This is a genomic window from Gemmobacter caeruleus (genome assembly GCF_008271655.1).
Classification (GTDB): Bacteria; Pseudomonadota; Alphaproteobacteria; order Rhodobacterales; family Rhodobacteraceae; genus Gemmobacter; species Gemmobacter caeruleus.
This window is the reverse complement of the sequence record NZ_VKKX01000022.1, coordinates 339,330-358,380: the sequence shown is the minus strand read 5'-3', so window position 1 is coordinate 358,380 and position 19,051 is coordinate 339,330. Positions and strand designations below refer to the sequence as shown.

Below are 19,051 nucleotides of genomic sequence, written 5' to 3'. Positions count from 1 at the left end.
TTGCTCCGTCTTGAAGATCAGGTTGCGCCCGGATTCGGTGGGCGTCAAACCCCTTGTTGCGTTGCAGCGAAATCCGTGCCGCGATGCAGAGAAATGCCGCTTATTTGGGCGAAATCGCCGGGGCGGGGTCGAAAATCCGTCCGTCGAAGAACTGATTGCGCGCCAGCGTCAGCGGCCCATGGGTGCCGGGCAGCGATTCATCCCGGGCCAGCGCGCCCTCGGCCTTGTCAGAGGCGCGGGGCAGCGACACGCCCAGCGGCGCGATATGGCTGCGATAGAGATCCGACCGGAAGGTGGCCCGGGCGGTTTCCAGCGCGGCGGGCAGCGGCAGGCCGAACCGCCCCGCCAGCCGCGCCCCGATCCAGCCCGCCTGGCTGCGCCACGGAAAATTCGCAAGGCCGTGGTGAAAGGTCTGGAATTGCGGCACGACGATTTCCGGCCCGGTGGGCGCGATCAGCAGCCGATGCGACAGCGCGCGGTCGATCAGCTCGGCCCCGACATCCAGATGATCGCGCCGCGCCAGCACCGCCGACAGGGTGACGCGGTTGGCGGGGTCGGCCATCCAGCGGGTCGCCCGCCACAGGGCGCGGATCAGTCGGCCCGCGCGCTCGGGTTCCGCCTCGGCCCAGCCGGCGCGGGTGGCCAGCACCTTTTCCGGGGCCTGGCACCAGATCGCCGATCCCGGCCAGACCAGCCGCGCGCCGGCCTGTTCGACCGCCTGGCTGCCCCAGGGTTCGCCCACGCAAAAGCCATCGACCTCGCCGGCCCGCAGCGCCTCGGCCATGCGCGGGGGCGGCACGGTGCGGATCTGCACCTCGGCGCGCGGGGCCGCGCGTTCCAGCCAATAGGCCAGCAATTCCGCCTGCATCGAGAAGGGAAAGGGCACGCCGATGCGCAGCGGCCGGTTCAGCGCGGCCAGCGCCTGTCCGGCGGCCAGCGGATCGCCGAAGGGCAGGGCGGGCAGATGCGGGCCCAGCCCGAAGATCTGGCCGTTCAGCGCCATGACCATCAGCGCCTCCAGCGGCTGCGCGCCGCCGCCCAGCGACAGCGCCCGCGCCACCGGCACCACCGACAGCATCTGCGCCGCCGCCACCTGCCCGAAATCCAGCATGTCGCGCAGCATCGACCACGAGGCCGCGCGGCGCAGTTCCAGCACCAGCCCCTCCTCCTCGGCAAAGCCGAACTCGGCGGCCACGATCAGCGGCGCGGCATCGACCAGCGGGATATATCCGACGGGCAGGGCGCGGGTCATTTCAGCACCTCCGCCGCCATGACGATGGCCTGCGCCACCTCGGGCAGACGCTTGCCCTGATCCATCGCGGCGCGGCGCATCAGCGCATAGGCCTCTTCCTCGCCGATGCCCTTGGCGCGCATGATGAAACCCTTGGCGCGGTCGATCACCTTGCGTTCCTCCAGCGCGGCACGGGTCGCGGCCAGTTCGCTGCGCATCCGGCTGAACAGGTGAAAGCGGGCAATGGCGGCATCCAGCACCGGGCGGATGCGGTCGGCGGCCAGACCGTTCACCACATAGGCCGACACGCCCGCCTCGATCGCGGCGCGGGTCAGGCCGGCATCGGTGCGATCGACGAACATGGCGACCGGGCGTTCGGTCGGGCCAGAGGCCAGCGCCAGTTCCTCCAGCATGTCGCGCGAGGGGCTGGTGATGTCGATCAGCACCAGATCGGGGCGCAGTTCGGTCACGCGCCGGGCAAGGCTGGCGCCATCGCCCAGCACATGCACCCGGTGATTGCCGGCCTCGCGCAGCGCATCGACGATTTCCAGCGCGCGGGCGCGGTCGGGTTCGACAACGATGATGGTCAGTGACTCGCTCATGGCGCCTCCGTCCCCCTCGCGGTGCGGCAAGGTGGGGCGTCGGACAAGGGGGCGATGCCGCGATGCGGCATCCATGTTTCATGTTGCCCGCCAAATGGGCATGGGCGCGAAATCCGCCCGAAATTCAGGCAGGTCGCGAAGTCAGTAAAAGCTTTGCGGGTCGATATCGACCGCCACGCGCAGATCGCCCGGCGGCTTCAGTTGCGCCAGCCAGTCGGCGATGGCGGCCTGGATCGGCGCGGTCTTTTCGGCCTTGATCAACAGCCGCACCCGATGGCGCCCGCGCACCCGGGCAATCGGCGCCGGGGCGGGGCCGAAAAGCTGCGCCCCGATCCGCCGCAGCGGCCCGTCGCGCCGCGCCAGTTCGGCGCCAAAGTCAAAGACCTTGGCCACGTCGCTGCCCGACAGCACGATCCCCGCCATGCGCCCATAGGGCGGCACGCCGGCCGCGCGCCGCTCGGCCGCCTCGGCGCGCCAGAATGCCTCCTCGTCGCCGCCCAGAATGGCCCGGATCACCGGATGTTCGGGCTGGTGGGTCTGCAACAGCGCCAGCCCCCGCCGGTCGCCCGACCGCCCCGCGCGCCCCGCCACCTGCCGCATCAGTTGAAACGTGCGTTCCGCCGCGCGCAGATCTGACCCCTGCAAGCCCAGATCGGCGTCGATCACGCCGACCAGCGTCAGCAGCGGAAAGTTGTGCCCCTTGGCCACGATCTGCGTGCCGATCACGATCTCGGCCTCGCCGCGTGCGATTTCCTCGATCTTGTCCTTCAGCGCGCGGGCCGAGCCGAACAGATCCGAGGACAGGATCGCGAGCTTCGCCTCGGGAAAGCGTTCGGCCACTTCCTCGGCCAGCCGCTCCACCCCCGGGCCGACGGCGGCCATCCGCCCCTCCACCCCGCAAGAGGGGCAGGCCTCGGGCACGGGTTTCGTGGCGCCGCATTGATGGCAGACCAGCCGCTTGAGGAAACGGTGTTCCACCATGCGCGCGTCGCAATGATCGCAGCCCACCTGCTGCCCGCAGGCGCGGCACAGCGTGACCGGCGCATAGCCCCGCCGGTTCAGGAACAGCAGAGACTGTTCCCCCGCCGCCCGCCGCGCCGTCACCGCCTGCGCCAGCGCGTCAGAGATCCAGCGGTTCGCCGGCAGGCGTTCATTGCGCATGTCGATCGCCCGCATCTCGGGCAATTCGGCCGTGCCGAAACGCGCCCCCAGATCCAGCCGCAGATATTTGCCCTGATCGGCATTCACCCAGCTTTCCAGACTGGGCGTGGCCGAGGCCAGCACCACCTGCGCCCCGCAGATCGAGGCGCGCAGCACCGCCATGTCGCGGGCGTTGTAATGCACGCCCTCGTCCTGTTTGTAAGAGGTATCGTGTTCCTCATCGACCACGATCAGCCCAAGCTGCTGGAACGGCAGGAACAGCGCCGACCGCGCGCCGACCACCATCTGCGCCTGACCTTCCGACACCATCTTCCACACCCGGCGGCGTTCGGTCTGGGTCACGCCGGAGTGCCATTCGGCGGGACGCGCGCCGAAACGTGCCTCGACCCGGGTCAGGAATTCGGCCGTAAGCGCAATTTCCGGCAAGAGCACAAGCGCCTGCCGCCCCTGCCGCAGGCATTCGGCCACCGCCTCCAGGTAAACCTCGGTCTTGCCCGATCCGGTCACGCCCTTCAGCAGCGTCGTGCCATAGCCCCCCTGCGCCACGGCGGCGACCAGCGCATCGGCGGCGGCGATCTGGTCGCCCTGCAAGGCGACGCCCCCCTGCGGCGCCAGATCGGGAAAGGGCAGGTCGCGCGGGGCCTCGGCCTCGATCAGCACGCCCGCGCCGACCAGCCCCTTGACCACCGATGACGAACAGCCTGCCGCCTCGCACAGTTCGCCCAGCGTCAGGCCCGCGCCGCCAAAGCCGCGCAGCGCCTCGATCACGCGATGGCGCGCCTCGGTCAGCTTGTTGGGCACCGGGCCGCCCAGCCGATAGAGCCGCCGCATGCCCGGCGCCTCGCCCAGACCGGGGGCGCGGGTGGCAAGCCGCAGCATGGCGGGCAGGGGGGTCAGCGTGTATTCGGCGGCGCGGGTCAGAAAGGCGCGCAGCTCTGCCCGCATCGGCCGCGCCTCCAGCACCCGGGCGACGGATCGCAGCTTTGCCGCGTCAAACGTGCCATCCCCCGGCCCCCAGACCACACCCAGCATCCGGCGCGGGCCCAGCGGCACCTCCACGAAATCGCCGGTGCCGCAGCCCCCCTCGGGCGCGCGATAATCCAGACAGCCCGACAGCGCACGCCCCAGCGTCTCGGTCAGCATGACACCGACCCGATCCCCCTCGGCAAACACGCGCTCCACGGCATTCCTTCCTTTTCCCGGCCCTTGTCATGGGCTAATACGGCGGCGAGAGCGCCCGCAACCCCGAGAGGACATCCCCGATGAAATTCTTCGTCGATTCCGCCGACGTGGCCGCCATTGCCGAACTCAACGACCTTGGCATGGTTGACGGCGTCACCACCAACCCTTCGATCATCCTGAAGTCTGGCCGCGACATCATGGAAGTGACGAAGGAAATCTGCTCCATCGTTTCCGGCCCCGTCTCGGCCGAGGTCGTGTCGCTGACCGCTGACGAGATGATCGCCGAAGGCCGCAAGCTGGCCGAGATCGCGCCGAACATCACCGTGAAGGTGCCGCTGACCTGGGACGGGCTGAAAGCCTGCAAGGTGCTGTCGGGCGAAGGCAAGATGGTGAACGTGACCCTGTGTTTCAGCGTCAATCAGGCGCTGGTCGCCGCCAAGGCGGGCGCGACCTTCATCTCGCCCTTCATCGGCCGGCTGGATGACATCAACCTTGACGGGCTGGAACTGATCTCGGACATCCGTCAGGTCTATGACAATTACGGCTTTGAAACCCAGATCCTTGCCGCCTCGATCCGCACGGCCAATCACGTCACGCAATGCGCGCTGATCGGCGCCGATGTGATGACCGCGCCGCCCGCCGTCATCAAGGGGCTGGCCAGCCATGTGCTGACCGACAAGGGGCTGGATCAGTTCGTGAAGGACTGGGCCAAGACCGGGCAAAAGATCCTCTGATCCGCCGCTGAGGCGACGATTGCCGGGCCGCCATCCGCACCCCGAATGGCGGCCATTTCATGCCGCGGCATCCGTTTTGCGACATTTTCGCGGGACAAGCCGGCCGCGCTTTTGCTAGAGTTGCGCAAATCCAATAAACGGGCAGTGACGATGATCGAACCGGACCTCCGCGACCGGATTCTGGAAAAGCCGGAAACCATTCTGGAAGACCGCGACCTGATGCGCGCGCTGATCGCGGCCAATGACCGCGCCATGGGGTCGAACGTCGTCGATCTGCGCGGCATCGCGATGGAGCGGCTGGAAAACCGGCTGGAGCGGCTGGAAGATACCCATCGCACCGTCATCGCCGCCGCCTATGAAAACCTGGCCGGCACCAATCAGGTGCATCGCGCGATCCTGCAAATGCTTGATCCGCTGTCCTTCGAGGATTTCCTCAAAAGCCTCGCCAGCGACGTGGCGCAGACCCTGCGGGTGGACAGTATCCGCCTGGTGCTGGAATCGGTGCAGGAGGCCGAGGATGCGGCGCTGCGTCGGCTGGGCGATGTGCTGTTCGTGGCAGAGCCCGGCTTCATCGCCGATTACGTCTCGGGCGGGCGCAATGTCTCGCTCCGGCCGGTAACGCTGCGCCAGACCATCCCGGCCTCGACCATGATCTATGGCGAAAGCGCGGGCTGGATCCGGTCCGAGGCGCTGATGCGGCTGGATTTCGGCAAGGGACGCCTGCCCGGGCTGCTGGTCATGGGCTGCGAGGATCCGCATCACTTCAAGCCCACCCATGGCACCGACCTGCTGGCGTTTTTCGCCGGCGTGTTCGAGCGGACGATGCGCCGCTGGCTGTCATGAGCGCGCCGGGGCTGGCGATTTCTCCGGCCGCGCGGGCGGCGATGGAGGAATGGCTGACCCATCTGCGCGCGCTGGACGGGCGCGCCGACAAGACGATCACCGCCTATGCCGCCGACCTGCGCGGCTGGCTGTCCTTTCTGGCCCATCACCGCGGCGGGACCGAGGGGCTGGCGGGCCTGACCGAGGTGCCGGTCTCGGACCTGCGCGCCTGGATGGCCCATGAACGCGGGCGCGGCGTGGCCCCGCGATCGGTCGCGCGGGCCTTGTCGGCGGTCAAGGGGTTTACCGCCTGGCTGGCCGACCGGCAGGGCCGCGACGCGACGGCCATCCTGTCTGCCCGCGCGCCGCGCTTTCAAAAGAAACTGCCCCGCCCGCTCAGCGTCGAGGGGGCGGTGGATGTGCTGGACAGCGTCGGCGACGATGCGCGCCAACCCTGGATTGCCGCGCGCGATACCGCGGTGGTGACGCTGCTTTACGGCTGTGGCCTGCGGATCTCCGAGGCGCTAGGCCTGACCGGCGCCGAGGCCGATCTGCCCCCGGTGCTGCGCATTCGCGGCAAGGGCGGCAAGGAACGGCTGGTGCCGGTCCTGCCTGCCGCGCGCGCGGCCGTGGCGGCCTATGTCGATCTATGTCCCTTCGATCTGCCGGCCAATGGCGCGCTCTTTCGCGGCGCGCGGGGCGGGGCGCTGAACCCCCGGCTGATCGCCGCCGCGATGGAGCGCACCCGCAACCGTCTGGGCCTGCCCGCGACCGCCACGCCGCATGCGCTGCGCCACAGCTTTGCCACGCATCTTCTGGCGGCGGGGGGCGATCTGCGCAGCATCCAGGAATTGCTGGGCCATGCCTCGCTCTCCACCACCCAGACCTATACCGGCGTCGATGCGGCCCGCCTGATGGAAGTCTATGAGGCCAGCCATCCCCGCGCGGGTCACAGCCAGGCAAAGGCGCGGCGCAACTCCGCCTGACCTTCGCACAGGACCGGGGTGCCATGCGCCATCACGACCCGCTGGCTGGGCCAGTCAAGGATGCGCGCCACCGCCGCGCGGGCCACGCCCTGGTCACGAAAGGCCAGACGGAACTTGCGCGGCACCTCGGGCCTTGGCGTTGCCATCAGATCCAGCCGCGCCACCACCGCCCGCCAGCCGCGAAACCAGCCGGCGGGAAACTGTTGCAAGAGATCGGCAAAGATCGCCGTGCCGCTATTGCGATGAAAGAATACCGTCTCGGTGGTGATGCGATTGCCCGGCACCTGCACGTGGTCGAGGTCGCGCCGCCATTCCGGCACGGGCGCATCGCCCAGATCGCGGTCGATACGCAGGTCAGGGCGACGGGCGACCACAGCCACAAGCCGCCGTCAGCCAGCCGGATCACCACCATCCGCGTCGGATAGGCAAAGCCCAGCGTCGCCAGCTCTGGCCCCGCCGCCAGCCAGATCTCCGCGGCAAAGGATGTCAGTGTCATCGCACCCCTTTATGCGCCATTCTGCCCGCAACACCCCCGCGCCGGCAATCTTTGACCGCGCGCGCCGCGACGGTTGCTTTTCGGGGGGCGATGCGCGAAAGGAAAGCATGTCGCTGCGTATCAAAGCCCTGCTCGTCCACCTGTTCACCGCCACCGGCGCGGTGCTTGCCATGCTGGCCATGCTGGCCGCCGTCGATCGCAAATGGGATCTGATGTTCCTCTGGCTGGTCGTGGCGCTGTTCGTCGATGGGCTCGACGGGCCGCTGGCGCGCAAATACGATGTGAAACACAACTGGCCCACCTATGACGGCCAGCTGCTCGATCTGATCATCGACTATCTGACCTATGTCTTCATCCCTGCCTTCGCGCTGTTCAAATCCGATCTGCTGCCGGGCTGGACCGGCTGGATCGCGATCATCGTGATCACCTATGGCTCGGTCGTCTATTTCGTCGATACGCGGATGAAGACAAAGGACTGGTCCTTTGCCGGCTTTCCGGCCTGCTGGAACATGTTCGTGCTGGTGATGTTCGCGCTGAAACCGCCCGAAGGGGTGATCCTGGCCTTTGTCATCGCGCTGACCATCGCCATGTTCACCAACCTGAAATTCGTCCACCCCACCCGCACCCAGCGGTGGCATGGCGTGACGCTGCCGGTCTCGATCGCCTGGACCTTCTTTGCCGGCTGGGCCGCCTGGGTCGATTTCCACGCGCAAAGCTGGGCGCATTGGGGCCTTGTGGTGACCTCGCTCTACCTGACCTTCGCGGGCATCGCCCAGCAACTGCTGCCCGAACGCGCGTCGCGGGCCTGAGCGGCTTTCATCTGTTCAAAAATATCCTCGGGGGTGAATTGGGCCGCAGGCCCAAGAGGGCGCAGACAGCCCCCTGTTCCGCCGCCGCCGGGCGCGCGGTCAGAACACCACGCCCATGCGCAGGATGAAACAGCCAAAGGCCCGGTTCTCGGTGCAGCGCACCACGGCGGCGCAGCCCGGCGCATGGGCATAGAAGGCCTGCCGCTCGATCGACCGCGCCTGCGCGCCTTCGGGCAGGGCGGCGCCGATCACCTCCAGCGCGGCGACATGCACCGGGTCGGGCCGGTCGCCCGCGCCGTCACGCTCCATCCACAGCGCGCCATACTCGGTGAACCCGTCTAGCGGCATCAGCCCGGTGATCAGCCGCAGCGCCGCCACCACGTCCAGCCCCGGCAGATCGACCACCCGCCCGCTGCGCGTGGGCAGCGAAAAGGCGGGATAGTTGCTGTCTACCACCGCCAGTTCGTCGCCATGGCCCAGCCGCATCAGCACATCCATCAGATCAGGCGTCACCCGCGGATCGATTCCCTTCAGCATCCTGCATCCCCCCGTCGGGCGGCGAAGGTTGAGGGCCGCCCCGTTTCACGCTATCCCAACCCCATCTTGCAGGAGAGCATCATGGACGCAACCGCCGTCGAGGCCCTGTTCACCCGCGCATCGGGCGAATATCTCTGCGCCCGCTGGGGCCGGCCCATCGTGCCGGTGGTCTTTGGCGTCGATGATGCGACGCTCGCCATCGTCAAGGGCGCGATCGAGGCGGTGGTGACGCTGGCCGGGCACCGCATGGCGGAAACCGACCCGGAACTGGGCGCGAATCTCATGGTCTTCTTCTTTCGCGACTGGGTCGAACTGCCGGAGCTGCCCAATCTCGACCGGCTGATCCCCGATCTTGTGCCCCTTTGCGCGCGGCTGGCGGTGCAGGGTGCCAATCAATATCGCATCTTCCGCTTTGATGCCGATGGCGCGATCAAGGCGGCCTTCGTCTTTCTGCGCATGGATGCCGCCCTGTCGGAAATTCCGGCCGAGACGCTGGCGCTGTCGCAGGCGGCGCAGGTGATCCTGCTCTGGTCTGACCGCGCCTTTGCCGAGACCTCGCCGCTGGCGCGGGTGGGCGAAACGGTGATCCTGCGCCCCGACATTGCCGGGGTGATCCGCGCAGCCTATGCCCCCGTCCTGCCTGCCGTCGCCCGCGACCCCAGCCACGCCCTGCGCCTGGCGGCGAGGATGCGCGCATGAAGGCGGTCGGGGCGGTCCTGCTCTTGGCCAGCCTCGGCGCCCTGCCGGCGCGGGCCGAGACCTGGCCGGTGCCGGTCGAACCGGCGCATCGTGCCCGCCTTGAGGCCCGCCATGGCTGCGAAGGTGGCGCCATGATCGCGGGCATCTGCGAACCCGCCAACAATGTCACCCTCGTCGAGGTGCAGGGGCCGGATGATCTGGCCGCCTTGCCGCTTTTGCCCGGGCTGGATCGCGTGAACATCGCCGCGACCCTCGATATGGGCGCGCTGACCGATGATCAATGGCGATCCCTGGCGCAATTGCCGCGCCTGCGGCGGCTGTCGCTCAGCAACAACGCGCTGGCCGATCTGGCGCCGATCACGCGACTGCGCGGCCTGCAAAGCCTGAACATCGCCGGCACCGCCGTCAGCGACCTGACACCGCTTGCGGCGATGACAGGGCTGCGCGCGCTCAATCTCGATCGCACCTCGGTCGCGGATCTGACGCCCCTGCGCAGCCTTGTCGCCCTGGATCGGCTGGTGCTGCCCGACGGCACGATCCTGTTCGATCACGCCGAGGTTTCAGCTTTTCTGCAAGGTCTGCGGTAAGCCATGACCCACCACTTCTCCGTCCGCGTCTATTACGAGGACACCGATGCCGGCGGTATCGTCTATCACGCCAATTACCTGAAATTCATCGAACGCGCCCGGTCGGAATGGGTGCGCGAGGCGGGGATCGACCAGCGGCAATTGCGCGCCGATCAGGGGCTCATCATCGTCGTGCGGCGGATCGAGGCCGATTACCTGCGCCCTGCACTTTATGACGACCTGCTGACCGTCACCACCGGCCTGCGCCTGCTGGGCGGCGCGCGGATCGAGCTGGATCAGGCGGTGCTGCGCGGCGAGGTGCCGATGTTCACCGCCCGCGTCACGCTGGTCTGTGTCGGCGCGGATGGTCGTGCCGCCCGACTGCCTGATGCGCTGCGGCGCGCGCTCGAATCCGGCTGATTGTTGCCGCGCCGCAGCATTGCGGCCCTTGCATGGGCGGATTGTGGCCTTATGACGCGGTTGTGTTGGCAATCCCCCTCAAACCGCGCTAGAATCATTGGTAAGAGCGGGTCGCCACGAACCCGGATAACGAGCAGGCGTATAGATCATGGAAACCGTCACGGCGGCGCAGGAACTCGATTTCTCCCTGCTGGCCCTTTTCGCGCGCGCGACCATCACCGTCAAACTGGTGATGATCGGGCTTCTGGTGATGTCCTTCTATTCCTGGGCCATCATCATTCGCAAACACATCATGTATCGCGCGGCCCGGGCCGAGGCCGATATCTTTGACCGCGCCTTCTGGTCGGGCGAGCCGCTGGACGAGCTGTTTGAAAAGATCGGCCCCGCGCCGGAGGGGCAGAGCGAAAAGATCTTTGCCGCCGGCATGATCGAATGGCGCCGCAGTCACCGCGCCGATGGCGGGCTGATCGCCGGGGCGCAATCGCGCATCGACCGCGCCATGGATGTGGCCATCGCCCGCGAAAGCGAGACGCTGAACAGCGGGCTCAGCTTTCTGGCCACGGTGGGTTCCACCGCGCCCTTCATCGGGCTGTTCGGCACGGTCTACGGCATCATGCACGCCTTCACCGAAATCGCCGCCACCAAGAACACCGACCTGGCGACAGTCGCCCCCGGTATCGCCGAGGCGCTGATGGCGACCGGCATCGGTCTGGTCGCGGCCATTCCGGCCGTGGTGTTCTACAACAAGCTCAATGCCGACAGCGAACGCATCCTGGGCGGCTATGAGGCTTTCGCCGACGAATTCGCCACGATCCTTTCGCGCCAGCTGGACGCCTGATCCATGGGGGCGGGGGTCGTCAAGAAATCGGGCGGGGGCGGGCGGCGCGGGCGCCGTCGCGGCCATTCCAGTGCCATGGCCGATATCAACATCACGCCCTTTGTGGACGTGATGCTGGTGCTGCTGATCATCTTCATGGTCGCGGCGCCGATGCTCACCGTTGGCGTGCCGATCCAGTTGCCGGAAACCGCCGCCGCCAGCCTGCCGACCGAACAGGAGGAGCCGCTGGCGATCACCATCGCCGCCGATGGCAAGCTGTTCCTGATGAACAGCGAGGCCGACGAGGCGGCGCTGATCCCGCAATTGCAGGCGATCGCGGCCGAACGCACGTCGGACAAGATCTTTCTGCGCGCCGATGGCACCGTGCCTTATGAACGGGTGGCGCAGGTGATGGGCGCGCTGAACGCGGGCGGGTTCCGCAATATCGGTCTGGTGACCGACAGCAACGGCCCCCTGATGGGCGCGGCTGCCGGGGGTGGCGCTGCGGCGCCGAACGAATAGGTCCGCGCATGTTTCGCGACATGGACAGGAGCTTCGTCATCTCGGGGACAGGACATGGGGTTCTGATCCTCTGGGTGCTGTTTGGCGATATCCTGTTCCGCCCGCCGGTCCCGACCGAGCCGGTGGTGATGACGGTGGACACCATCTCGACCGAGCAGTTTGACGCGATGATGGCTGCCGCCGGGGGCGCGCAGCCCGAACAGCCGGCGGAAACCGCGCCAAGCGCCTCGGTCCGCCCGCCGGAGCGCCCGCAGCCGCCCGAACCCGCGCCAGAACCGACCCCGCCCGAGCCGACCCCGCCCGAGCCGGAAATGCAGCAGCCCGCGCCCGAACCCGCGCCCCAGCCGGAACCCGAGCCGGAGCCCGAACCGATCCCCGAGGCGGATGTGGCCCAGCCCCTGCCGGTGCCCGAACCCGTGGCGCCGCCCGCCGAACAGGAACAGCCCGTCGCGGTGATCCCGTCTTCGGTCCGGCCGCGGCCGCGCCCGGCCAGCCGCGTGGCGCCCATGCCGCAAGAGGCCCCGCCCGAGGATGTGCCCGAGGCCGAAGAGGTGCAGCAGGCCGTGACCGACGAGGCCACGCCCGACACCCCGCCCGCCGAGGAGCAGCAAGAGGCCGCCGCCCCGCCCGAAGCCACGACCGAGGTCGTGACCGAGGCGACCGAGACCGACGAGACGCCGCAACTGGCGCCCACGGCCTCCATGCGGCCGCGCAGCCGTCCGCGCCGCCCCGATCCCGCCGCCGAACGCCCGGCCGAGGCGCAGACCGCGTCGTCGCAGAACGCCGCCGACCAGCAGGCGACCGAGGATGCCGTGGCGCAGGCCCTGGCCGAACAGGCCGCGGCAAGCAGCAGCAGCAACCAGCAGGCCGCCAATACCGATGCGCCGCCGGCGCGTGGGCTGGCCGCCAATGGCCCGCCCATGTCGGCCGGCGAAAAGGATGCGCTGCGCGTGGCGGTGGAACGCTGCTGGAACGTCGCCGCCCTTTCGACCGAGGCGCAGCGCGCGGTGATTTCGGTCTATGTGACCATCGGCCCCGACAAGAAGCCGGTCTCGACCTCGATCGAACTGGCGCGGTCGGATGCCGGCGACGCGGCGACCCGGCAGGCCTATGAGGCCGCCCGCCGCGCCATCCTGCGCTGCGGGTCGCCCGGCTTCCCGCTGCCGGACGAGAAATACGAGACCTGGAAGGAACTCGAACTGATCTTCGACAAGGGCAGGGTGGGGCTGTGATGCGCACCGCTGTCCTTGCACGCATTTCCCGGGCGCGCCCGGGCGGAACCGGGGAGGCCGCGCGCGGCTTTCCCCTTGTCACAGACAGGATACCGGCGGAAAACCAACCCCGCCGCAAGAACAGGAACGAGGGTCAGATGCGCCGTCTCTGCCATTTCTTCACCGCCGCCATGACCGCGGCCACGCTGGGGCTGGGCCTTGTCGCCCCCGCCGAGGCCCGCCTGTCGATCACGCTGGGCAGCCCGGTGATCGAGCCGATGCCCTTTGCCCTGCCGACCTTCGCCGATGAGGGCGGCGGCGGGTCGATGGCCGCCGATATCAGCGCCGTGATCGTGTCGGATCTGCAAGGCACCGGCATGTTCGAGCAAATCCCCGAAAGCGCCTATATTCAGCGGCTGACCTCGTTCGATGCGGCGGTCTCTTACCCCGACTGGCAGGCGATCAACGCCCAGGCGCTGATCACCGGCGCGGTGCAGGCCGGTGGCGGTCAGGTCGCGGTCAAGTTCTGTCTGCATGATGTTTTCGCCAATGGCACCATGGGCGAATGCATGCAATTCGCGGGCGATGCCGGAAGCTGGCGCCGGGTGGCGCATAAGGTGGCCGATGCCGTTTACAGCCGCATCACCGGCGAGACCGGCTATTTCGACAGTCGCGTGGTCTTCGTGGCCGAAAGCGGGCCGAAGAACCAGCGGCAAAAGCGGCTGGCGGTGATGGATTACGATGGCGCCAATGTCAGCTATCTGACCGATAGCTCCTCCATCTTGCTGGCGCCGCGCTTCTCGCCCTCGGGCGACCGGATCCTGTTCACCTCTTACTCCACCGGGTTCCCGCAGATCTATCTGATGGATGTGGCCAGCCTGCAAATCCGCGGTCTGGGCGAACAGCCCGGCACCATGACCTTTGCCCCGCGCTTTTCGCCCGATGGCAGCCGCGTGGTGTTCAGCCTGGAACGCGGCGGCAATACCGATATCTACATGCTCGATATCGGCTCGGGTGCGCTGAGCCAGCTGACCGACTCGCCCTCGATCGAGACGGCGCCCTCGTTCAGCCCGGATGGCAGCCAGATCGTGTTTGAATCCGATCGTTCGGGCGGCCAGCAGCTCTATATCATGTCGGCCGGCGGTGGTGAGCCGCGGCGGATTTCCGGCGGGGCCGGGCGCTATGGCACCCCGGTCTGGTCGCCGCGCGGCGATTACATCGCCTTCACCAAGCAGAATCAGGGCCGCTTCCATATCGGCGTGATGCTGACCGACGGCACCGAGGAAAAGCTGCTGACCTCGTCCTATCTCGACGAAGGCCCGACCTGGTCGCCCAATGGCCGCGTGATCATGTTCACCCGTCAGCCCCCGGGCGAGGGCAACCCGGAACTCTGGAGCGTGGATACCACCGGCCGCGTGCTGCGCCCGGTGAAGAACGGCACCGCCTCGTCGGATCCGGCCTGGTCGCCTTTGCTGCCCTGATCAGCTTGTGATGCGCCGCCGATTTCCCCGGCGGCGCAAAACTGTTAGAACGAACGAAACAATCGGCCCGAAGTGGCCTTCGCACGAACCGGCGAGCGGACAAAGAAGGACAAGACAATGGCGTATATGACGAAAGCCCTGCTGATCACCGTGGCCGCCATCGGCCTGGCGGCCTGCAAGAACCCCGACCGCTATGGCGCGGGCGGCCCGGGCGCGAATGGCGGCTATGGCGCCGGCGGCGTGAATGGCGCGGGTCTGGGCGGGCCGAACGACCCGACCTCCATCGCCTATTTCCAGCAGACGCTGGGCGACCGTGTGCTGTTCGCGGTGGACCAGTCCACCCTCTCGGCCGAGGCGCAGACCATCCTGACCCGTCAGGCGCAATGGCTGCAACAGAATGCCGATTACGCGATCATCATCGAAGGCCATGCCGACGAACAGGGCACCCGTGAATACAACCTCGCGCTTGGCGCGCGGCGTGCGTCGGCGGTGCAGAACTATCTGATCTCGATGGGCATCGCGCCGAACCGCATGCGCACCGTTTCTTATGGCAAGGAACGCCCGATCGAGGTTTGCGCGCAGGAAGCCTGCTTTGCCAAGAACCGCCGCGCGGTGACCGTGCTGTCGATGGGCGCGGGGGCCTGATCCGATGCGGGTCGGCGTCCTGGCGCTGGCGCTCTGCCTGGTTCCCGGCGGCCTGTTCGCACAGGACCGGGCGCAGACGCTGGCCGATATCAAGGGAGAGCTGGCGTCGCTGAACGCCCAGTTCACCCAGCTGAAGCAAGAGCTGGTCAGCACCGGCGCGATCAATAGCGGTGCGGCCGGCGGCAATGCGCTGCAACGGCTCGATGCGATCGAGGCGGCGCTGATGCGTCTGACCGCGCAGACCGAACAGGTGGAACTGCGCGTGAACCGCGTGGCCAGCGACGGCACCAACCGGATCGGCGATCTGGAATTTCGTGTGACCGAACTGGAGGGCGGCGATGTCGGCGCCCTGCCGCCGACGCAACCCCTGGGCGGCGCGGCGCAGGCCACGATTGCCCCAACCGCTGAAACCGCCCCGCCTTCCGGGGGTGCCGAACTGGCTGTCGGCGAACAGGAAGCATTCGACCGGGCCAAGGGGGTGCTCGGTCAGGGTGACTTTCGTGCCGCCGCGCAAGAGTTTGATACCTTTGCCAAAGCCTATCCGGGCAGCCCCCTGATGCCAGAGGCGCTGATCCTGAAAGGGGACGCGCTGAAGCAATCCGGCGATACGGCGAATGCGGCGCGGTCCTATCTGGATGCGTTTTCGGGCAAGCCCGACGGGGACAAGGCCGGCGATGCGCTGGTCCGGCTAGGGCAGGCGCTGGCGGTGCTGGGGCAGACGCCCGAGGCCTGCGTGACGCTGCAAGAGGTGGGGGTGCGTTTCCCCGGCTCGACCGCGGCCAACGATGCCTCGGCCGCGCTGGCCAGCCTCGCCTGTCCGTGAGCGACGACGCCCTTCTGGACCGGGTGGCGCAAGCCATCGCCAAGGCGCGGCCCGATCCGGCCGCGCCTTTGCCTTTGGGGGTGGCGGTGTCGGGTGGCGGCGATTCGGTGGCGCTGTTGCATCTGTTGCACCGGCTGCCCCCCCGGGCGGGGCTGGCGTTGCATGTGGTGACGGTCGATCACGGCCTGCGCCCCGAAAGCGCGGCCGAGGCGGCGGGGGTGGCCGCGTTTTGTGCCGGGCTGGGCCTGCCGCATGTCACGCTGCAATGGCACGGGCCGGCACCGACCGGCAACCTGATGGATCAGGCCCGCCGCGCCCGCGCCACGCTGATCGCCGATTGGGCGCGGGCGCGGGGCCTCTACGATGTGGCGCTTGGCCATACCGCCGATGACGATGCCGAATCCTTCCTGATGAACCTTGGCCGCGCGGCGGGGCTGGAGGGGCTGTCGGGCATGCGCCCGCAATGGCAGGATCAGGGCATCCGTTGGCACCGGCCCCTGCTGGGCGTCACGCGCGCCGAATTGCGGGCCTGGCTGCGGCGGCAGGGCATCGGCTGGATCGACGATCCCGGCAATGACAATGACCGCTTCACCCGGGTCAAGGCGCGGCGCGCGCTGGCGGCGCTGGCCCCGCTGGGCATCACGGTCGATCGGCTGGCCGACAGCATCGCCCATCTGGCAGCGGCGCGGGGGGTGGTGCAGGCGGCCACGCACCGAGCCGCGGACTGCCTGACCGAGAGCGCCGGCGCGCTGTCGGTCGCGCGCGCCGACTGGGTCGCGCTGCCCGCCGAACTGCGCCGGCGCCTGCTGGTCGCGATGACGCTCTGGATGGGGGGCGGCGGCTATCCGCCCCGCGCGGCCCAGGTTGCGCGGCTGGACCTCGCGCTGGATCAGGGTCGCGACGCCACGCTGGCCGGGCTGCGCTTTCGCCCGCGCGCCGGCCGCATCGCCATCACGCGCGAGGCCCGCGCCGCCATGGGCCCGGTCGCCCCCGGCGGCATCTGGGATCACCGCTGGCAGGTGACCGGCCCCTTTGCCCCCGGCCAGACCATCGCGGCGCTCGGGGCGTCGGGCCTTGCACAATGCGCCGACTGGCGCGCCCATGGCCCGCGCGAGGCGCTGATCGTCACCCCCGCTGTCTGGCAGGGCGCGCGGCTGATTGCCGCGCCGCTGGCCCGGCCGGACCCGCTTTGGCAGGCACAGTTGCGACCTGATTTCGGAATGTTCATCTTGGCGCATTGAACCCCCGCGCGAGATGTCTATTTTAGGACGAAACGCCGCGCGCATTCCGCACGCGCCCAGCCTTCCGTGTCTTGGCCCCCAAAGCCCGGCGCGCCGGCACGACACCAAGGAGTTCCCTCGTGGGCAACGCACGCAATATCGCATTCTGGGTGGTGCTGTTCCTGTTGATCCTGACGCTGTTCCAGATGTTCAACGGCAACACGACCACCACCGCCTCGCGCAACCTGTCCTATTCCGAATTCGTCCAGCGGGTCGATGAAGGGCAGGTGCAAAGCGTGACGCTGGATGGCGAGCGTGTGGTGGTGCGCGGCAAGGACGGCAATACCTATGCCACGATCAAGCCCGAGGGCGAGGAAATCACCGACCGCCTGATCGCCAAGGGCGTGGATGTGCGGGCCGAGCCGCAGCAGCAATCGGGCTTCATGTCGCTGATCTCGCTCTGGCTGCCGTTCATCGTGCTGATCGGCATCTGGATCTTCTTCATGAACCGGATGCAGGGCGGCGGGCGCGGTGGCGCCATGGGCTTTGGCAAGTCGCGCGCCAAGCTGCTGACGGAAAAGCATGGCCGCGTGACCTTTGACGATGTGGCTGGCATCGACGAGGCCAAGGAAGAACTGGAGGAGATCGTCGAATTCCTGCGCAATCCGCAGAAATTCAGCCGTCTTGGCGGCAAGATCCCGAAAGGCGCGCTGCTGGTCGGCCCGCCCGGCACCGGCAAGACGTTGCTTGCGCGCGCCATCGCGGGCGAGGCGGGCGTGCCGTTCTTTACCATCTCGGGTTCCGACTTTGTCGAGATGTTCGTCGGCGTCGGCGCCAGCCGCGTGCGCGACATGTTCGAACAGGCCAAGAAGAACGCCCCCTGCATCGTCTTCATCGACGAGATCGACGCCGTGGGCCGCGCGCGCGGCGTGGGCATCGGCGGCGGCAATGACGAACGCGAACAGACCCTCAACCAGTTGCTTGTGGAGATGGACGGGTTCGAGGCCAATGAAGGCGTGATCATCGTGGCGGCGACCAACCGCAAGGACGTGCTGGACCCGGCGCTGCTGCGCCCCGGCCGGTTCGACCGTCAGATCCATGTGCCGAACCCCGATATCAAGGGCCGCGAAAAGATCCTGACCGTGCATGCGCGCAAGATCGTGCTGGGGCCGGATGTCGATCTGCGCACCATCGCGCGCGGTACGCCGGGCTTTTCGGGCGCCGATCTGATGAACCTCTGCAACGAGGCGGCGCTGATGGCCGCGCGGGTGGGCCGGCGTTTCGTCACCATGGATGACTTTGAAAACGCCAAGGACAAGGTGATGATGGGCGCGCAGCGCCGCTCGATGATCCTGACCCAGGACCAGAAGGAAAAGACCGCCTATCACGAGGCTGGCCACGCCATTGTCGGGATCGAATTGCCGAAATGCGATCCGGTCTACAAGGCCACGATCATTCCGCGCGGTGGTGCGCTTGGCATGGTGGTGTCGCTGCCCGAGATGGACCGCCTTCAGTTCCACAAGGACGAGGGCAAACAGAAGATCGCCATGACCATGGCCGGCAAGGCCGCCGAGATCATCAAATACGGCGAAGAGGGCGTGTCCTCCGGCCCGGTGGGCGATATCCAGCAGGCCTCCAGCCTTGCGCGGGCGATGGTGATGCGGTGGGGCATGTCCGATCGGGTCGGCAATATCGACTATGCCGAGGCGCATGAGGGCTATCAGGGCAATACGGCCGGTTTCTCGGTCTCGGCCCAGACCAAGGAACTGATCGAATCCGAGGTGAAGCGCCTGATCGACGAGGGGTATGAGACCGCCTATCGCATCCTGACCGAGAAATCGGTGGAATTCGAGCGTCTGGCCAAGGGGCTTCTGGAATATGAGACGCTGACCGGCGACGAGATCCGCAAGGTCATCGCGGGCGAGACGCTGGGCGGCGATGATGAGGGCGGCACGCCGACGGATACCGGCTCGGTGCTGGCGATCCCGAAGACCAAGCCGAAATCGCCCAAGGCCGATGGCGGCATGGAGCCCGAGCCGACCGCATGAGCGGCCACGCCGGACAGGATTGGAACCCCGGGGCCTATG

20 protein-coding genes are annotated in these 19,051 nt (G+C 68.0%); 15 read left to right on the top strand and 5 right to left on the bottom strand.

The window, feature by feature from the left end:
• Nucleotides 1-100 precede the first annotated feature (100 nt).
• The 3 genes from FOA17_RS08705 to FOA17_RS08695 all read right to left on the bottom strand — a co-directional run bounded on the left by FOA17_RS08705 (nucleotide 101) and on the right by FOA17_RS08695 (nucleotide 4,176).
• Complete coding sequence (locus FOA17_RS08705; RefSeq protein ID WP_149141079.1) at nucleotides 101-1,252, bottom strand: CmpA/NrtA family ABC transporter substrate-binding protein; 1,152 nt, start codon at nucleotides 1,250-1,252, stop codon at nucleotides 101-103.
• The gene (locus FOA17_RS08700; protein ID WP_149141078.1) at nucleotides 1,249-1,833 is read right to left on the bottom strand and encodes an ANTAR domain-containing response regulator; all 585 of its coding nucleotides are present in this window, start codon (nucleotides 1,831-1,833) and stop codon (nucleotides 1,249-1,251) included. Before FOA17_RS08700 ends, FOA17_RS08705 begins: the two co-directional genes overlap by 4 nt.
• 141 nt (nucleotides 1,834-1,974) lie before the next feature.
• Entirely contained in the window at nucleotides 1,975-4,176 is a 2,202-nt protein-coding gene (locus tag FOA17_RS08695; RefSeq protein WP_149141077.1) for a primosomal protein N', read from the bottom strand.
• Between the two features lie 80 nt (nucleotides 4,177-4,256).
• Here FOA17_RS08695 and fsa point away from each other — a divergent pair, with 80 nt between their 5' ends.
• The 3 genes from fsa to FOA17_RS08680 all read left to right on the top strand — a co-directional run bounded on the left by fsa (nucleotide 4,257) and on the right by FOA17_RS08680 (nucleotide 6,718).
• Nucleotides 4,257-4,910 (top strand): fructose-6-phosphate aldolase, encoded by a 654-nt coding sequence (gene fsa / locus FOA17_RS08690; RefSeq protein ID WP_149141076.1) that lies wholly within the window; start codon nucleotides 4,257-4,259, stop codon nucleotides 4,908-4,910.
• 150 nt (nucleotides 4,911-5,060) lie between these two features.
• Nucleotides 5,061-5,753, top strand: a complete 693-nt coding sequence (locus tag FOA17_RS08685) for a DUF484 family protein (RefSeq protein ID WP_149141075.1) — start codon at nucleotides 5,061-5,063, stop codon at nucleotides 5,751-5,753.
• Nucleotides 5,750-6,718, top strand: coding sequence for a tyrosine recombinase XerC (locus FOA17_RS08680; RefSeq protein WP_149141074.1), 969 nt, complete (start codon nucleotides 5,750-5,752; stop codon nucleotides 6,716-6,718). Before FOA17_RS08685 ends, FOA17_RS08680 begins: the two co-directional genes overlap by 4 nt.
• On the opposite strand, the gene FOA17_RS08675 is transcribed toward FOA17_RS08680, so the two are convergent.
• A complete protein-coding gene (locus tag FOA17_RS08675) occupies nucleotides 6,682-7,098 on the bottom strand; it encodes a hypothetical protein (protein ID WP_238991770.1) in 417 nt (138 codons plus the stop codon). The genes FOA17_RS08680 and FOA17_RS08675 overlap by 37 nt on opposite strands.
• 223 nt (nucleotides 7,099-7,321) lie before the next feature.
• On the opposite strand from FOA17_RS08675, the gene FOA17_RS08670 reads away from it, so the two are divergent.
• A complete protein-coding gene (locus FOA17_RS08670; RefSeq protein ID WP_149141073.1) occupies nucleotides 7,322-8,023 on the top strand; it encodes a CDP-alcohol phosphatidyltransferase family protein in 702 nt (233 codons plus the stop codon).
• A 99-nt stretch (nucleotides 8,024-8,122) separates the two neighbouring features.
• Here the strand turns inward: FOA17_RS08670 and FOA17_RS08665 are convergent, their stop codons facing one another.
• Nucleotides 8,123-8,560, bottom strand: coding sequence for an RbsD/FucU family protein (locus FOA17_RS08665; RefSeq protein WP_149141072.1), 438 nt, complete (start codon nucleotides 8,558-8,560; stop codon nucleotides 8,123-8,125).
• Between the two features lie 81 nt (nucleotides 8,561-8,641).
• Here FOA17_RS08665 and FOA17_RS08660 point away from each other — a divergent pair, with 81 nt between their 5' ends.
• The 11 genes from FOA17_RS08660 (at nucleotide 8,642) to ftsH (ending at nucleotide 19,012) form a co-directional block, all read left to right on the top strand.
• Nucleotides 8,642-9,259, top strand: coding sequence for a hypothetical protein (locus FOA17_RS08660; RefSeq protein ID WP_149141071.1), 618 nt, complete (start codon nucleotides 8,642-8,644; stop codon nucleotides 9,257-9,259).
• Nucleotides 9,256-9,846, top strand: a complete 591-nt coding sequence (locus tag FOA17_RS08655) for a leucine-rich repeat domain-containing protein (RefSeq protein WP_149141070.1) — start codon at nucleotides 9,256-9,258, stop codon at nucleotides 9,844-9,846. Before FOA17_RS08660 ends, FOA17_RS08655 begins: the two co-directional genes overlap by 4 nt.
• A gap of 3 nt (nucleotides 9,847-9,849) precedes the next feature.
• Nucleotides 9,850-10,245, top strand: coding sequence for a tol-pal system-associated acyl-CoA thioesterase (ybgC, locus tag FOA17_RS08650; RefSeq protein WP_149141069.1), 396 nt, complete (start codon nucleotides 9,850-9,852; stop codon nucleotides 10,243-10,245).
• 148 nt (nucleotides 10,246-10,393) lie between these two features.
• On the top strand, nucleotides 10,394-11,083 hold the full coding sequence (gene tolQ / locus FOA17_RS08645; protein WP_149141068.1) for a protein TolQ: 690 nt from the start codon (nucleotides 10,394-10,396) through the stop codon (nucleotides 11,081-11,083).
• Nucleotides 11,084-11,086: 3 nt separating this feature from the next.
• Nucleotides 11,087-11,584 carry a protein TolR gene (gene tolR / locus FOA17_RS08640; RefSeq protein WP_149141067.1) on the top strand — a complete coding sequence of 166 codons (498 nt, stop codon included), beginning with the start codon at nucleotides 11,087-11,089 and terminating at the stop codon, nucleotides 11,582-11,584.
• A 20-nt stretch (nucleotides 11,585-11,604) separates the two neighbouring features.
• Nucleotides 11,605-12,816: a cell envelope biogenesis protein TolA gene (locus FOA17_RS08635; RefSeq protein WP_149141066.1), complete on the top strand. Its 1,212-nt coding sequence runs from the start codon at nucleotides 11,605-11,607 to the stop codon at nucleotides 12,814-12,816.
• A 137-nt stretch (nucleotides 12,817-12,953) separates the two neighbouring features.
• On the top strand, nucleotides 12,954-14,276 hold the full coding sequence (gene tolB / locus FOA17_RS08630; RefSeq protein WP_149141065.1) for a Tol-Pal system beta propeller repeat protein TolB: 1,323 nt from the start codon (nucleotides 12,954-12,956) through the stop codon (nucleotides 14,274-14,276).
• Between the two features lie 117 nt (nucleotides 14,277-14,393).
• The gene (pal, locus tag FOA17_RS08625; RefSeq protein ID WP_149141064.1) at nucleotides 14,394-14,921 is read left to right on the top strand and encodes a peptidoglycan-associated lipoprotein Pal; all 528 of its coding nucleotides are present in this window, start codon (nucleotides 14,394-14,396) and stop codon (nucleotides 14,919-14,921) included.
• 4 nt (nucleotides 14,922-14,925) lie between these two features.
• Nucleotides 14,926-15,744 (top strand): tol-pal system protein YbgF, encoded by an 819-nt coding sequence (ybgF, locus tag FOA17_RS08620; protein WP_149141063.1) that lies wholly within the window; start codon nucleotides 14,926-14,928, stop codon nucleotides 15,742-15,744.
• A complete protein-coding gene (gene tilS, locus FOA17_RS08615) occupies nucleotides 15,741-16,985 on the top strand; it encodes a tRNA lysidine(34) synthetase TilS (protein ID WP_149141062.1) in 1,245 nt (414 codons plus the stop codon). Before ybgF ends, tilS begins: the two co-directional genes overlap by 4 nt.
• A 119-nt stretch (nucleotides 16,986-17,104) precedes the next feature.
• Nucleotides 17,105-19,012 (top strand): ATP-dependent zinc metalloprotease FtsH, encoded by a 1,908-nt coding sequence (ftsH, locus tag FOA17_RS08610; protein WP_149141061.1) that lies wholly within the window; start codon nucleotides 17,105-17,107, stop codon nucleotides 19,010-19,012.
• The last annotated feature ends 39 nt before the right edge of the window (nucleotides 19,013-19,051 follow it).

What these genes read in the sequence shown, in the direction of transcription:
- FOA17_RS08705 (WP_149141079.1), bottom strand. Translation starts at nt 1,252, where the DNA reads ATGACCCGCGCCCTGCCCGTCGGATATATCCCGCTGGTCGATGCCGCG.
- FOA17_RS08700 (WP_149141078.1), bottom strand. Translation starts at nt 1,833, where the DNA reads ATGAGCGAGTCACTGACCATCATCGTTGTCGAACCCGACCGCGCCCGC.
- fsa (WP_149141076.1), top strand. Translation starts at nt 4,257, where the DNA reads ATGAAATTCTTCGTCGATTCCGCCGACGTGGCCGCCATTGCCGAACTC.
- FOA17_RS08685 (WP_149141075.1), top strand. Translation starts at nt 5,061, where the DNA reads ATGATCGAACCGGACCTCCGCGACCGGATTCTGGAAAAGCCGGAAACC.
- FOA17_RS08680 (WP_149141074.1), top strand. Translation starts at nt 5,750, where the DNA reads ATGAGCGCGCCGGGGCTGGCGATTTCTCCGGCCGCGCGGGCGGCGATG.
- FOA17_RS08670 (WP_149141073.1), top strand. Translation starts at nt 7,322, where the DNA reads ATGTCGCTGCGTATCAAAGCCCTGCTCGTCCACCTGTTCACCGCCACC.
- FOA17_RS08665 (WP_149141072.1), bottom strand. Translation starts at nt 8,560, where the DNA reads ATGCTGAAGGGAATCGATCCGCGGGTGACGCCTGATCTGATGGATGTG.
- FOA17_RS08660 (WP_149141071.1), top strand. Translation starts at nt 8,642, where the DNA reads ATGGACGCAACCGCCGTCGAGGCCCTGTTCACCCGCGCATCGGGCGAA.
- FOA17_RS08655 (WP_149141070.1), top strand. Translation starts at nt 9,256, where the DNA reads ATGAAGGCGGTCGGGGCGGTCCTGCTCTTGGCCAGCCTCGGCGCCCTG.
- ybgC (WP_149141069.1), top strand. Translation starts at nt 9,850, where the DNA reads ATGACCCACCACTTCTCCGTCCGCGTCTATTACGAGGACACCGATGCC.
- tolQ (WP_149141068.1), top strand. Translation starts at nt 10,394, where the DNA reads ATGGAAACCGTCACGGCGGCGCAGGAACTCGATTTCTCCCTGCTGGCC.
- tolR (WP_149141067.1), top strand. Translation starts at nt 11,087, where the DNA reads ATGGGGGCGGGGGTCGTCAAGAAATCGGGCGGGGGCGGGCGGCGCGGG.
- FOA17_RS08635 (WP_149141066.1), top strand. Translation starts at nt 11,605, where the DNA reads ATGGACAGGAGCTTCGTCATCTCGGGGACAGGACATGGGGTTCTGATC.
- tolB (WP_149141065.1), top strand. Translation starts at nt 12,954, where the DNA reads ATGCGCCGTCTCTGCCATTTCTTCACCGCCGCCATGACCGCGGCCACG.
- pal (WP_149141064.1), top strand. Translation starts at nt 14,394, where the DNA reads ATGGCGTATATGACGAAAGCCCTGCTGATCACCGTGGCCGCCATCGGC.
- ybgF (WP_149141063.1), top strand. Translation starts at nt 14,926, where the DNA reads ATGCGGGTCGGCGTCCTGGCGCTGGCGCTCTGCCTGGTTCCCGGCGGC.